Genomic DNA, 12,775 nt, shown 5'->3' with positions numbered 1-12,775 from the left:
AAATTTAATTCTGTCAGTTATATTAATGATTCAATATATCATTAATATATGCTTCTTTATTTGATGCATCATAAGTTTTAGATGTTGAGTATTTTAGATAATGGATTTGATCTTTTGCAGTTCTGGATTCTTCTTGTAGGTATGAATCTGTTATGGTAATTTTAAAATTCTCGCTCTTACCTGTTAAATCAAGGCTTAGTGGAAAATTTTTAAATTCATCTGAGTAAAAAGCCATTTTATAAAAGTTGTATCTGTCACCTCTAAATGAATTTAAGTGAGGGAATTGTATATGGTAGATGCCATTCCAATAATTTCCATACTCTCTAATTTCGTAGTCATCGAAAAATTCCTGGATTCTTTCTTTGTTAGCAAAATCTTTATCAAAAGTAACAAAGGGAGTTTGCCAATCCCATAATGGAATTTTGCCTTCATTTCCATAGATAAAATAACTTTGCATTATTCCTGATTTAGGATTTTTCAACTTAAAGTGGTATTTACTGACGCCTTCTTTGACAGCTCCAGTTTGATATAGGGTATCGCCAGGAACTATCAAAAAGAGAAAATCCCTTAGATATAATTCGAAGTCGGTATCCATTGTTTTATCATGTAATCCTGGGAAACGCTGAATCATTTGTCTGTAATTCTCCGCATTAGAAAACCATTCTTTATCAAAGCCTGGACCGACTTCAAAAACTTTATGATCGAAATAGTTTTGATATTCTTCATAATGGTTTTCAGTAGAGGTCACCTGTCCAAAAGGTAAAGTCATATTGGTATTATCTGTAAAAGTAATATGTAAGAAAAGTCTTCGGGGATCAATTCCTTTATCAATATAATGGGCGACCTTATAGGTAGACAAATCATCTGGAAAATCGTCTTTTCCGAAGTGTAGAACCTCAATCTCAATATCTTTGACAACTTTTCTTTGAGGTATTATCTTCTTGACACTGTAATGATAAGCCTTGTAATAGTAATTCTCCTTATCATAGAGGTAAGGCTTATAAGCTCTTTGGTAGGCATTATAGAGAAAAATTCCAAGGGTTACAAAAAGAAGCAGAGCTAAGGCTATTTTGAACTTTTTATTTATTTTATTAGTTAGCCTTGAGAAAAAGAGACTCAATTTACTAGGATTTTGTATCATGTCAAAACTCCCCATATATTTTATACTATTATATCATGAAAATCCTTATACTTAAGGCGTCTTCGTGTACTTTGTCTCCGATTTCCTTTATAATATAAGTATCACATTACAAGAGGAGACCTCATGAAATATATCGTAAATACATCAAATGATCCTGCCTATAATATTGCTTTGGAAGCCTATGCTTTTCGTGAATTGGTGAATGAAGATGAATTGTTCATTCTTTGGATTAACCGTCCAGCTATCATTGTTGGTAAACACCAAAATACCATTCAAGAGATTAACAAAGAATATACAGATGCTCATGGTATCAAGGTTGTTCGCCGTTTGTCTGGTGGTGGCGCTGTTTATCACGATTTGAATAACCTGAACTATACCATCATCTCTAATAAGGCAGATGAAGGTGCTTTTGACTTTAAGACTTTCTCTCAACCTGTAATCGCCACACTTGCTGATTTGGGAGTTAAGGCTGAATTTACTGGTCGTAATGACCTTGAAATCGATGGTAAAAAGTTCTGTGGAAATGCTCAAGCTTACTATAAAGGTCGTATGATGCACCATGGTTGCTTGCTTTTTGACGTTGATATGTCGGTTCTTGGCCAAGCCCTCAAAGTCAGCAAAGACAAAATCGAATCAAAAGGCGTTAAATCTGTACGTGCTCGTGTGACCAACATCGTCGACGAATTGCCAGAAAAAATCAGTGTAAATGAATTCTCAGATAAAATCTTGGAAAAAATGAAAGAATTCTACCCAGAAATGACAGAATACGTCCTTTCTGAAAGCGAATTGGCTAAGATTCAAGATTCTTATGAGAAACAATTCAATACATGGGATTGGACTTACGGACAGTCACCAGAATACACAGTAGAACGTAATGTTCGTTACCCAGCTGGTAAGATCTCGACTTATGCCAACGTTGAAAATTCAATCATTAAATCTGTTAAGATTTACGGAGATTTCTTTGGTATCGGAGATGTATCAGATATTGAAGACTTGTTGGTTGGTGTACCGTACGAGTACGAAGATGTCTTGGCAAAACTTAAAACTATTGACACAACACATTATTTCTCACGTATGACAACCGAGGACGTTGCAAAAGCTATCGTAGCTTAATCATTGGTTGAACAATCTGGAAAACTCCAGGTTGTTTTTTCTTTTATGATTGACTAAGTGAGTCTCTATATAGGCTGGCCGGTAAATCTATAAAAACCTCTAAGTAAAAAACACCTTATAACATCTTTCCGAAAAACTGTAATTTTCTTGAAAGAAAGATAAGGGTGTGATATACTTCTATTAAGTAATTTTGGAGAAAAAACAAATGAAACGTGAACTCTTACTCGAAAAAATTGAAGAATACAAATCTCTAATGCCCTGGTTTGTCTTGGAGTATTATCAGTCTAAACTATCGGTTCCATATTCTTTTACGACCTTATACGAATACCTTAAGGAATATAAACGCTTTTTTGACTGGTTGATTGACTCAGGTATTTCAGATGCTCATGATATTGCCTCAATTGACATCAAAACCCTGGAAAATTTAACTAAAAAAGATATGGAGTCATTTGTGCTTTATCTACGTGAACGTCCATCTTTGAATACCTATTCCAAGAAACAGGGTGTCTCTCAAACAACCATTAATCGTACACTTTCAGCTCTATCTAGTCTCTATAAGTATTTAACCGAGGAGGTCGAGGGTCCTGACGGTGAGCCTTATTTCTATCGTAACGTCATGAAAAAAGTTTCTACTAAGAAAAAGAAAGAAACTCTAGCTGCACGTGCTGAGAATATCAAACAAAAACTCTTTCTTGGCGATGAAACCATGGAATTCCTTGATTATGTAGAAAATGAATACGAAGTCAAGCTCTCAAATCGCGCCAAATCTTCGTTTTATAAGAATAAAGAACGTGATTTGGCTATCATTGCCTTGCTACTGGCTTCAGGTGTTCGACTCTCTGAAGCTGTTAATCTGGACCTTAAAGATATCAATCTAAAAATGATGGTCATCGACGTCACTCGAAAAGGTGGCAAACGGGACTCAGTTAATGTAGCAAGTTTTGCAAAGCCCTATCTTGAAACTTATCTCAGTATACGTGATAAACGCTATAAGGCTGAAAAGCAAGATGTTGCCCTCTTTTTAACGGAATATCGAGGGGTTCCAAACCGTATTGATGCTTCAAGTATCGAAAAGATGGTTGCCAAATATTCTCAGGATTTCAAAATTCGTGTGACTCCCCACAAGCTTCGACATACTCTGGCAACACGCCTTTATGATGCTACCAAGTCTCAAGTTTTAGTGAGTCACCAACTTGGCCATGCTTCCACTCAGGTTACTGATCTTTATACTCATATCGTCAATGATGAGCAAAAAAATGCTCTAGATAATTTATAATTACCCTAGTCTAACCATTCCTATTTGGAGTGATTATTTTTTATTTTACATAAATTTAATTATGCTAAAATTATTTTATGACCATTTATGAACATAACTAAATTTATGTAAAATATCACACACAAAAAACAAACTCTCCTTCATGGAAAGCTTGTTTTACTTATCAATAATCTTTAAGGGCAGATTCAACGGCTGCTTTTTCTTTTTCAATCAAGTTTACTCGTGCAGCAATTGTCTTAATTCCCATCAAGATATTACGTTCTAAGGCTTTATCACTTGTTTGTGGCTCGAAGAAAGCAATATATTGATCAAGACGTTCTTGCGTTTTAAAGATTCCAGCTGGGATATTAACAAAGCTATCAAAGCTCATATCGCCACCTAGGGCTGCCTTAATCCAATCCCAGTTATCTTTCGCCCAGTTCCAAACGGTTTCTTGTGCAAATGATTTGCTGAGGAAATTCATATACCATAGGTACAAGTCTTGAGGTTTAACGACATGTTTGTCTTTAAGCTGACCTAGCACGTAGTCGAGACCTTCTTGGTTTTTAAGGTATGAAACTGCTTGAGTCAATTGACGGCGGAAATTACTATCATTTGTTGTTACATATGCATTGACATAGTCTTCAACAAGAGTTAGACTGTCTTCTTGTTTCATTTGGTTAATGAGAACGAGACCACGGACACTTGCAGGGATGCTTTCAATGTTCTCTTTATGAGCTTGGAAAACACTTGCGGCCGCAAGGACTGCTGGTTGATAGTCTGCTTGAATCAAGTAGCTAAGAGCTGTTTGACGAACCATTTCGTCTTCATCTGATTCTCCATCTTTGGCATCGAAACCAAGACGCTCAAAGTCGTTTTGGAATTGACGACGTACTAAAGCCTTGTAATGCACTTCTGCTTCTGTATCCTCATCTATAAAGCGTTTCAAACCAGCGAGGATTTGAGACTTAGCTTGAGCAATCAAGAAGCTTTCTTCTTTTTCGACAAGATCAAGAAGAGCGACTAGGCTTGCATACGAGATACGGCCACTTTCAGCAAGAAGACGGCGTTCTTGCAAAATCTGAAGTTTACTTACAGTATCAAGGTTAGCAAATTCCTCTAAGAGTTGGTCCAAGAGTTCACCTTGATAATCTGTGATGTAATGTGCTGTATTTGCTGTATTAAGGCGAAGAGCTCCTTTATTTTCAGCAGCAAGCTGGTTATAATTTGGAATCTCAATACGCTCTTCTGAGAGTGTATCTGGGAGACCCTTCCAGTTTGTGTTCAATGGAATCTCCCAAAGACGACCTTTATCTTCATGTTCACCAATGAAGAATTGTTTTTGACTAAGAATAAGAGTGTCGTCAACTACTTCTGCACTAACAACAGGGTAACCTGGTTGCTCCAACCAAGTATCCATGAAACTAGAGACATCTTTACCAGAAGCATCAGAAAGGGCATTCCAGAGATCTCGTCCAATAGTGTTGTTGTACTGATGTTTTTCGAAGTAAGCTTTAAGTCCTTTAGCAAAGGCTTCGTCACCTAACCAACGGCGAAGCATATGCATAAGACGGCTACCTTTAGCATAAACGATAGCACTATCAAAGAGGGTATTAATCTCATCTGGGTGATTGACTTCCATGTGGACAGACTGAACACCGTCTGTAGCATCACGTTGGAGGGCATGAGGCACACCAGTTGTTTGGAAATCTTCAAAGATATTCCAGCTAGGCTCAATGGCATCTACTGAAACATACTCCATCATATTGGCAAAGCTTTCGTTAAGCCAGAGATCATCCCACCATTTCATTGTAACAAGGTTACCGAACCATTGGTGAGCCAATTCGTGGGCAACCACAAGGGCTACTTGTTGACGACTTGCAGCTGAGCTATTTTCATCTACAAGAAGGTAAACTTCACGATAGGTAACAAGTCCCCAGTTTTCCATGGCACCTGCTGAGAAGTCAGGAAGTGCGAGATGGTATGACAATGGGATAGGATACTTGACTTGGAAGTAGTCTTCGTAGAAATCAATGACACGAACGGCAATATCAAGGGCAAAGTCAACGCTGTTTTCAGCTTGTGCAACTGTAGCGAAGACACCAACTTCAGTACCGTTTTGTGTTTTCGCTGTCTTACCTTGAAGAGCTCCAAAACCAAAGGCAAGGAGGTATGTAGACATACGAGGGGTTGTCTCAAAAGTCCAAACCCCAGTCTCTTCACGCAAATGGCTATTGATTTCAGGCATATTTGACAAAGCGATATCGCCTTCTTCAGCATCAAATTTCAATGAGAAATCAAAAGTAGCTTTAGCTTCTGGTTCATCAACAGATGGGAAGGCTTCACGCGCAAAATGAGATTCAAACTGCGTTGAAATAATTTCCTTTTTCTCACCATTGTAGGTGTAATATGATGGGTAAATCCCTGTCATATTATCTGTAATACGACCAGAGAATTCAATGACAAGCGTCAAAACACCGGTCTCTGGAAGTTCAATATGAAAGGCTTCGTTAGCATCATCCATTTGGAAGTTTAACGATTCATTATCCAAGAGAACGGAACTAATGGTAAGGTCTTTTTGGTGAAGGGAGATATGGTTATCAAGGGCTTCACCTGTAATGGCAACATTCCCTGTAAAGGTCTTTTCAGAACGATTAATGTCCAAGAAAAGATTGTAATTTTCAGGGATGAAACTTTCGATAAAACGAGCAACAGATGCTGTCATACGTATATACTCCTAATCTAACTTTTCGTATCGAAACAGACTGACAAATGTTTCGATATTAGACTCTTTTACAAAAGAAAAGGGTCTGAATTATTCAATACAGACCCATTATAACATAGATTGGAAGCTTTGCCTATAGTTCAATGATTTTACCAGATTTGAGATAGACAACCCACTCGCAGAGATTGCGGGCATAGTCACCGATACGTTCCAAATACATAAGTACTTGGAAATATTCTTTGGCAGCGAAGGCGGCATCAGGATTCTTACGAACACCTTCTACTGTCATGGCTTGAATATCACGGAAATAGTTATCAATGATTTCATCTGAAGCTGCGATTTCATAAGCGCGTCGTTCGTCACTGTTCAAGTAAACATCTAGAGCATCTTCGACCATGTGGCGGACTGCTTTCCCCATTTTCTTGATTTCAGCTTCAATTTCAGTTAGACGCTCTTCACCTTTAATGCGGATGGTTGCTTTAGCGATAGCAACGGCATGGTCACCCATACGCTCAACGTCGCTAGATGCTTTAAGTGCGGTGATAACTGTACGCAAATCACTTGATACAGGTTGCTGTAGAGCAATAATTTCAAGTGATTTTTTCTCAAGTTTGGTTTCGTAGTTATTGACGATTTCGTCATTTTCAATGACTTCCTTAGCCAAATCACGGTCATGGCTGATAAAGGCACGTACAGCTTTCTTAAGCTGAGCTGCAACCTCTGTACCCATAGCGTAAAATTGGTTGTGGAGTTTTTCTAATTCTTCTTCGAAGGGAGTTCGTAACATCATAATTTTTTTAGTAATCTGTCCTTTCTTAACCGAATTTACCGGTAATATAATCTTCAGTTTCTTTATGTTGTGGATTTAGGAACATGTCTTTCGTTGATGAATACTCGATGAGCTCTCCATCAAGGAAAAAGGCTGTTCGTTGTGAGATACGACTTGCCTGCTGCATAGAACGAGTGACTAGCAACAAGGTGTATTGTTCTTTAAGGTTATAGAGGGTTTCCTCAATCTTACCAGCGGATATAGGGTCGAGGGCCGACGTTGGTTCGTCAAGAAGGATAACCTTTGGAGATGTGGCTAGCACTCGTGCAATACAGACACGTTGTTGTTGCCCTCCTGAAAGTCCAAGTGCTGAGTCATGGAGACGGTCTTTAACCTCTTCCCAGATTGAAGCACCCTTTAGTGATTCTTCTACTGCTTGATCAAGAACAGCCTTATCTTTGATACCATTGATACGAAGGCCATAAACCACGTTTTCATAGATAGACATTGGAAAAGGATTGGGTTGTTGGAAGACCATTCCGATTTCTTTACGGAGTTCAACGGTATCTGTTCGAGGACTGTAGACATTGTGACCGTTGTATGAAACAGCACCAGTAAGTGTCCATTCGGGATTTAAATCTCCCATTCGGTTGATAGAACGGAGCAGGGTTGATTTCCCGGATCCTGAAGGACCGATAAGGGCCGTGATTTCATTTGGATAGAAATCCATTGTCACATTATTGAGGGCTTTTTTCTTATTGAAATACACCGATAAATCATTGATTGAAATGATTGGTTCAGTCATAAGTGCTCCTTTCTATCCAAAGCGTCCTGATACATAGTCATTGGTTGACTGTAGGGAAGCATCTTGGAAGATTTTCTTGGTTTCATCATATTCGATAAGATCACCAAGGTAGAAGAATGCTGTATAATCACTAGCACGCGCTGCTTGTTGCATATTGTGCGTCACGATGATAATAGAGTAATCTTCCTTAAGTTCAAACATGGTCTCTTCGAGCTGCATAGTAGCTACAGGGTCCAATGAAGCTGCAGGTTCGTCCATGAGGAGAATCTGCGGTTTCACGGCAATAGCTCTTGCAATACAAAGACGTTGCTGCTGACCACCTGAGAGGGTAAAGGCAGATTTATGAAGGTCATCTTTAACTTGATCCCAAAGTCCAGCTTGCTTAAGTGATGTTTCAACAATCTCGTCCAAGGTTTGCTTATCTCTTACACCTTTACGTTCGTGAGCAAAGGTGATATTTCTGTAAATAGACTTGGCGAATGGATTTGGACGTTGGAAAACCATTCCAATATGTTTACGCATTTCATAAACATTGATATTACTTGCGTTAACATCGACTCCTTGATAAAGGATTTGTCCAGTAACCTTAGCAATATCAATCGTATCATTCATACGGTTTAGACTACGAAGAAAAGTTGATTTACCGCATCCTGAAGGCCCAATAAGAGCTGTGATTTTATTTTTCTCGAATTGCATGTCAATGCCTTTGATAGCTTCATTTTGACCATAGTAGACATGCAAGTCCTTTGTTTCAAGAGCGAGCTCCTTCTCTGGGAAGGTGATAATATGACGCTCGTCCCAATTGTATTTTGTCATGATAACTCCTTTAAGCGGATGTTAATTTCTTATGGAGGTAAGCTCCCAAACGACGTGCACCAAAGTTGAAAATCAGAATGAAAATCAAGAGTACTGCTGCTGAACCAGCAGATACTGCAGTGGCGTCAGGTGTCGTACCTTCTGAGTTGACCTTCCAGATGTGAACAGCAAGTGTCTCTGCTTGGCGGAAAATCGAAATTGGACTAGAGATGCTAAGCGGATTCCAGTCGCTCCAGTTAAGTGCTGGTGCAGATTGACCTGCTGTATAGATAAGCGCTGCTGCTTCTCCGAAAATACGACCAGAAGCAAGAACGATACCAGTAACAATACCAGGTAAGGCTTCTGGAACAACAACGTGACAGATAGTTTCCCATCGAGACAAACCTAGAGCTAGGCCAGCTTCACGTTGGGTATGGTGAACGGTTCTTAAGCTATCTTCAACCGTACGAGTCATTTGTGGCAAGTTAAAGACAGTTAAGGCCAAGGCACCTGATAGGATTGAAAATCCATACTGAAATTGGACAACGAAAATCAAATAACCAAAGAGTCCGACCACCACTGAAGGTAGTGAAGATAGGATTTCAATACAGGTACGGACAAAGTTGGTAAGTCGTCCTTTTTTAGCATATTCTGATAAGAAGATGCCAGCTCCCATTGAAAGAGGCACAGAAATAATCAAAGTAATAACTAATAGGAAGAATGAGTTGTAGAGTTGAACCCCAATTCCTCCACCAGCTTTGTAGGAAGATGATCGACTAGTCAAGAAAGACCAGCTGATGTGTGGTATCCCGCGAACCAAGATATAGAGAATCAAGGCTGCCAGGATTGTTACAATAATGCCAGCAATCACATAAAGCGTGCTGATGGCAATTTTATCAATTTTTTTAGCGTTCATAATTTCTCTTTCTCTCACGGGTAATGAATTTCACCAACATATTGAAACCAAGACTCATCAATAAGAGCACCAAGGCGAGAGACCAAAGGACATTGTTTGAAACAGTACCCATGACTGTATTCCCGATTCCCATAGTCAAGACAGATGTCAATGTTGCTGCTGGTGTTGTTAAAGAAGTTGGAATCACTGCGGAATTTCCGACAACCATTTGGATGGCAAGAGCCTCACCAAAGGCACGGGCCATACCAAAGATAACGGCCGTGAAAATACCTGGTTTAGCCGCATTAAGTGTCACACGCCAAATAGTTTGCCAGCGTGTAGCCCCCATTGCTAGACTAGCTTCACGATAGTGACGAGGCACTGCACGAAGCGTATCTGTTGTCATAAAGGTTACGGTTGGTAGAATCATGACGAACAAGACAAAGGTACCTGAAAGAATACCAAAACCTGTTCCACCAAAAATTAAGCGAACAAATGGAACCACGACTTGGAGACCAATAAATCCATAAACAACGGATGGAATCCCGACCAAAAGTTCAATAGCGGGTTGTAGGAATTTAGCCCCTTTAGGAGAAATCTCAGTCATAAAGATGGCTGCTCCAATGGCAAATGGGGTTGCAACCAAGGCTGAAAGCAAAGTCACTACGAATGATCCCAAAATCATTGGTAGTGCCCCGAATTTGCCTTCAGATGGTGACCAATCACCACTAAAGAGAAACTCGACCAAGCTAACTTTATTGACAAAGAAAGTCGCCAGCCCTTTTTGAGCAACGAAAAGTAAAATCATCGCCACGATGAAAACAATCAAGGCCAGGCAAAGGAAAGTGATTGTTTTACCAAACTTTTCGAGGCGTGAATTTTTAGAGGGTGATGTTAATTGTTTCACCAATTCTTCATTTTTCATGCTTACTCCTCACTCTTCTTTGTAACCTTGCCGTCAGCATCCTTGGTAACTTTCATGCTATGGATGGAAATGTAACCCATTTTTGCGACTACGTTTTCTTGGACTTCGTCACTCATCATATAATCTAAGAATTGTTTGGTATAGCTATCCGGTTTTCCCTTGGTATACATATGTTCGTAGGACCAAATCGGCCAATCGTTAGTTGCAACATTTTCAGCTTTGGGTTCAAATCCATTTAACTTCAATGTTTTAACAGAATCATCAAGGTAAGCAAATGATAGGTATGAAATAGCACCTGGTGTCTGAGCAACGATTGACTTAACCATACCGTTAGAATCTTGCTCTTGGGTACGGATTGGTGATTTACCATCCATAATCACTGCATCGAAAGTTGCGCGTGATCCTGAGCTAGCTGCACGGTTAATAATAGTAATCTCTAGGTCTTTACCACCAAGCTGTTTCCAGTTTGTGATTTCACCAGTGAAAATCTTACGCAGTTGTTCTGTTGTCAAGTTATCTACAGAGACTTCTTTATTTGTAATAACTGCAATCCCAGCAACGGCAACTTGAAAGTCGACAAGCTTACTAGCATCAATTCCCGATTTTTCCTCGGCAAAAAGGTCACTGTTACCAATTTGAACGGCACCGGATTGTACTTGAGAAAGTCCAGTACCAGAACCGCCCCCCTGAACGTTAACGATATTGTCAGGGTTCTTTTCAGCGAACCCATCTGCTGCCGCCTCCACTAAGGGTTGAAGGGCCGTAGAACCAACTGCTGTAATGGACTGGCCACGGTCAATCCAAGAGGCACAGCCAGTTAAAACCAGCATGGCCATTGCCAGTGACAGAATCACTGCAAGGACTTTTGTTTTTTTCATTTTTGTCCTCCGACATTTTGTAACATAAGTAAGAATGTGTCTCATAGATATGCTGTTAAAAGATACCTATCTAATTATAACAAGTATAGGATAATTAAGTCATATTAAAGTTTGGTTACAGGTTCTTAAATGTGAAATCTTAATCCTTTAGGATAGAAGTTTTTAACCGTATTTCCAACAACTTTAGCAAACCCAAAACCATTGCCGTCCACTAAAAGCTGATACCAACCGTTAGGATGTGTTTGATCTAGAGTAACCACATTACCAGAAACGTATTGGGCAAACTGGTCTTGACTTAGCTCTATACTTGAAACAACTTCATCAGATGTTAAAGCAATTCCAAGAGCAAAACTTGGTTCGAAACGTTTTTTCTTGAAGACACCAAGATGCAAACCGTTACGAGCGATTTTAACTTTAGAAAGGTCTGGGAGCCCTTTTGGAAGCAGGTAGAGATTGTCCCCAAAAACTTGCAGTAAACCATCCAGTCTAGTTTTAAGGTGTTTTTTTGCAAACTCTTCCCAAAGTTGCTTCTGCTCCTTGTTTAGGTTAGATTTTCCCTCTTTGATACGTGTTTGCTCAGACACACGCTTATCCTGGAATTTTGCCACAAACTGGCCTTCACCCTTGAAATGGTGTGGATACATTCGAGCTGTTTCCGGAAAATCAATTCCATCACTCATGCCATTCAATTTAGGGATTGCCACCAATTCAAGATCAGGATTATTTTCTAAAATCCAAGCAACAACACCTTCATTTTCCTCAGGAGACCATGTGCAGGTTGAGTAGATCAATTGTCCACCAGGAGCGAGCATTTTCAAACCGTCTGATAAGATGTCCTTCTGTAATTGTGCCAGTTCACTAGGATACTCCTTATGCCAATATTGGATTGCATCAGGATCTTTACGAAACATTCCTTCTCCAGAACATGGTCCATCAAAGACAATCGTATCAAAATAATTTTTGAAAACTTTGGCTAGTTTATCAGCTGACGTGTTTGTCACAATAACATTTCTCGCTCCAAAACGCTCAATGTTTTCAACCAGAATTTTGCTACGCTTTGGATTGATTTCATTGCTGACCAGCAGTCCTGTATTATCTAAGTAACTAAGAAGATGAGTAGACTTTCCGCCTGGAGCAGCTGCCAAGTCTAAGACACGACTTCCCTTGGATGGGGCTGCCACTTGAGCAACCATTTGAGCAGCTGGTTCCTGAGAATAAACCAAACCAGTTGCATGATCGGCAGATTTTCCAGAAATTTTACCGTAATGGCCCCAAGGTGTTTCAGGGATAGCATCAGGAAAGTCCTTCTGTTGCTTTTTCAAAGGATTGGTACGGTAGGCGGATACGGCTTCTTGATCAAAAGATGCAAAGAAGTCCTCAGCTTCATCTCTAAGGAGGTTATTATATTTTTCTATAAAGTCTGATGGAAATTGCATAGTTTCCTTTCTATCAAAAAACTGGACTAACCAAGAGA

General features: G+C 39.5%; 11 protein-coding genes. 2 read left to right on the top strand and 9 right to left on the bottom strand.

Annotated elements, in window-relative coordinates; genetic code table 11:
• Positions 1-22: 22 nt before the first annotated feature.
• On the bottom strand, positions 23-1,141 hold the full coding sequence (locus HMPREF2637_RS10795; protein WP_253183499.1) for a hypothetical protein: 1,119 nt from the start codon (positions 1,139-1,141) through the stop codon (positions 23-25).
• A gap of 123 nt (positions 1,142-1,264) precedes the next feature.
• On the opposite strand from HMPREF2637_RS10795, the gene HMPREF2637_RS03725 reads away from it, so the two are divergent.
• Positions 1,265-2,254 carry a lipoate--protein ligase gene (locus tag HMPREF2637_RS03725; protein WP_064524456.1) on the top strand — a complete coding sequence of 330 codons (990 nt, stop codon included), beginning with the start codon at positions 1,265-1,267 and terminating at the stop codon, positions 2,252-2,254.
• Between the two features lie 205 nt (positions 2,255-2,459).
• Positions 2,460-3,530 carry a tyrosine recombinase XerS gene (gene xerS / locus HMPREF2637_RS03720; protein ID WP_064524454.1) on the top strand — a complete coding sequence of 357 codons (1,071 nt, stop codon included), beginning with the start codon at positions 2,460-2,462 and terminating at the stop codon, positions 3,528-3,530.
• Between the two features lie 163 nt (positions 3,531-3,693).
• On the opposite strand, the gene HMPREF2637_RS03715 is transcribed toward xerS, so the two are convergent.
• From HMPREF2637_RS03715 to HMPREF2637_RS03680, 8 genes are all read right to left on the bottom strand, one after another.
• A complete protein-coding gene (locus HMPREF2637_RS03715) occupies positions 3,694-6,234 on the bottom strand; it encodes a M1 family metallopeptidase (protein WP_064524446.1) in 2,541 nt (846 codons plus the stop codon).
• A gap of 133 nt (positions 6,235-6,367) precedes the next feature.
• Positions 6,368-7,021 carry a phosphate signaling complex protein PhoU gene (phoU, locus tag HMPREF2637_RS03710; RefSeq protein WP_004182526.1) on the bottom strand — a complete coding sequence of 218 codons (654 nt, stop codon included), beginning with the start codon at positions 7,019-7,021 and terminating at the stop codon, positions 6,368-6,370.
• Positions 7,022-7,049: 28 nt separating this feature from the next.
• Positions 7,050-7,808: a phosphate ABC transporter ATP-binding protein PstB gene (gene pstB, locus HMPREF2637_RS03705; RefSeq protein ID WP_002890956.1), complete on the bottom strand. Its 759-nt coding sequence runs from the start codon at positions 7,806-7,808 to the stop codon at positions 7,050-7,052.
• Positions 7,809-7,820: 12 nt separating this feature from the next.
• Positions 7,821-8,624, bottom strand: a complete 804-nt coding sequence (gene pstB / locus HMPREF2637_RS03700; RefSeq protein ID WP_064524444.1) for a phosphate ABC transporter ATP-binding protein PstB — start codon at positions 8,622-8,624, stop codon at positions 7,821-7,823.
• Between the two features lie 10 nt (positions 8,625-8,634).
• Positions 8,635-9,519: a phosphate ABC transporter permease PstA gene (gene pstA, locus HMPREF2637_RS03695; RefSeq protein WP_013990602.1), complete on the bottom strand. Its 885-nt coding sequence runs from the start codon at positions 9,517-9,519 to the stop codon at positions 8,635-8,637.
• Positions 9,509-10,423 (bottom strand): phosphate ABC transporter permease subunit PstC, encoded by a 915-nt coding sequence (gene pstC, locus HMPREF2637_RS03690; protein WP_002890959.1) that lies wholly within the window; start codon positions 10,421-10,423, stop codon positions 9,509-9,511. The genes pstA and pstC overlap by 11 nt, the downstream gene beginning before the upstream one ends.
• 2 nt (positions 10,424-10,425) lie before the next feature.
• Positions 10,426-11,301 (bottom strand): phosphate ABC transporter substrate-binding protein PstS family protein, encoded by an 876-nt coding sequence (locus tag HMPREF2637_RS03685; protein WP_064524442.1) that lies wholly within the window; start codon positions 11,299-11,301, stop codon positions 10,426-10,428.
• Positions 11,302-11,426: 125 nt separating this feature from the next.
• Positions 11,427-12,737 (bottom strand): RsmF rRNA methyltransferase first C-terminal domain-containing protein, encoded by a 1,311-nt coding sequence (locus tag HMPREF2637_RS03680; protein ID WP_064524440.1) that lies wholly within the window; start codon positions 12,735-12,737, stop codon positions 11,427-11,429.
• Positions 12,738-12,775: the final 38 nt, after the last annotated feature.

The sequence above is a fragment of the Streptococcus sp. HMSC065H07 genome, assembly GCF_001837325.1.
GTDB classification, from domain to species: domain Bacteria; phylum Bacillota; class Bacilli; order Lactobacillales; family Streptococcaceae; genus Streptococcus; species Streptococcus salivarius_H.
Note: the sequence above shows the minus strand (reverse complement) of the source record. Positions and strands in the feature narration are given on the sequence as shown.

What these genes read in the sequence shown, in the direction of transcription:
- HMPREF2637_RS10795 (WP_253183499.1), bottom strand. Translation starts at nt 1,141, where the DNA reads ATGATACAAAATCCTAGTAAATTGAGTCTCTTTTTCTCAAGGCTAACT.
- HMPREF2637_RS03725 (WP_064524456.1), top strand. Translation starts at nt 1,265, where the DNA reads ATGAAATATATCGTAAATACATCAAATGATCCTGCCTATAATATTGCT.
- xerS (WP_064524454.1), top strand. Translation starts at nt 2,460, where the DNA reads ATGAAACGTGAACTCTTACTCGAAAAAATTGAAGAATACAAATCTCTA.
- HMPREF2637_RS03715 (WP_064524446.1), bottom strand. Translation starts at nt 6,234, where the DNA reads ATGACAGCATCTGTTGCTCGTTTTATCGAAAGTTTCATCCCTGAAAAT.
- phoU (WP_004182526.1), bottom strand. Translation starts at nt 7,021, where the DNA reads ATGTTACGAACTCCCTTCGAAGAAGAATTAGAAAAACTCCACAACCAA.
- pstB (WP_002890956.1), bottom strand. Translation starts at nt 7,808, where the DNA reads ATGACTGAACCAATCATTTCAATCAATGATTTATCGGTGTATTTCAAT.
- pstB (WP_064524444.1), bottom strand. Translation starts at nt 8,624, where the DNA reads ATGACAAAATACAATTGGGACGAGCGTCATATTATCACCTTCCCAGAG.
- pstA (WP_013990602.1), bottom strand. Translation starts at nt 9,519, where the DNA reads ATGAACGCTAAAAAAATTGATAAAATTGCCATCAGCACGCTTTATGTG.
- pstC (WP_002890959.1), bottom strand. Translation starts at nt 10,423, where the DNA reads ATGAAAAATGAAGAATTGGTGAAACAATTAACATCACCCTCTAAAAAT.
- HMPREF2637_RS03685 (WP_064524442.1), bottom strand. Translation starts at nt 11,301, where the DNA reads ATGAAAAAAACAAAAGTCCTTGCAGTGATTCTGTCACTGGCAATGGCC.
- HMPREF2637_RS03680 (WP_064524440.1), bottom strand. Translation starts at nt 12,737, where the DNA reads ATGCAATTTCCATCAGACTTTATAGAAAAATATAATAACCTCCTTAGA.